Annotated in this window: 1 protein-coding gene; it reads left to right on the plus strand. The window is 42.3% G+C overall.

The window, feature by feature from the left end; all coding sequences use genetic code 11:
• Positions 1–28: 28 nt before the first annotated feature.
• Positions 29–631, plus strand: a complete 603-nt coding sequence (locus B3S86_RS15360) for a KinB-signaling pathway activation protein (protein ID WP_290754332.1) — start codon at positions 29–31, stop codon at positions 629–631.
• The last annotated feature ends 247 nt before the right edge of the window (positions 632–878 follow it).

An 878-nucleotide genomic window follows, 5' to 3' on the forward strand; every position in this document is an offset into this window, starting at 1 on the left:
GTGTCATCGAAAAAGTAGAGGGATAAGAATGAAGATTAAAGGATTTTTGAAGCTGTTTTGGATGACGCTCCTAATCGGAACGCTCGTAGGCTTCGTGTTTAACTTGGTAGCAGAACCTGGATATATCCGAAATCAATCGATCAGCGGATATGTGACAGCTCTCTCCTACAGTAGTACGTGGACTGCCATCAGTTTGATGGGATTCTTCTCGTACTTGATCTTACACCGTGTCGGACTCGATTTATTCCGCGGCGCAAAGCTTTGGAATCGTGTTCAAATCGTCTTGATCGCGTTTGCACTGTTTGATGGCGTCTATCTACGTGGACTAGCATATGGTTTTGATAAGACAAGTCTCTATATTGGTGAGATGGTCGTCTTGTTATTTATTGCCTTCCTAGTCGCGCGGACGAAAGCACGGGAAACGAACTTTACGGCATTCATTCCGACATTGTTCCTTATGACGGTCATCACGTTGATCGAATGGGTACCTGCTTTGCAGGCAACACAAGACAAACGGATGTTGTGGGCGGCGCTTGCGACACTTTTAGTCTGTAATGCATACCAGATTTTAATGCTGCATCGCTTACAAGAAAAGCCTGCTTCTCAAGGACGATCTCAAAAACAAGCGTAATGAAAAAGACCCGCGAACGGGTAGTGTTTTACCGGTTCAAGCGGGTCTATCTTTTTTCTAAAGTTTTTTTAGAAAAACAGTTGACGAAAAAAACAAGAGTTGATATATTAATACATGTCGCTGAGGCACACGCCAAACGCGAGCGTCACAGACGAAAAAAACTTCAAAAAAGTAATTGACATCACATATTACTTTACTGTAAGATTTAAAAGTCGTCAAATGACATATTGGACTTTGAAAACTGAAC

The organism is Exiguobacterium sp. UBA3968, from assembly GCF_002385115.1.
Lineage (GTDB): Bacteria > Bacillota > Bacilli > Exiguobacteriales > Exiguobacteriaceae > Exiguobacterium_A.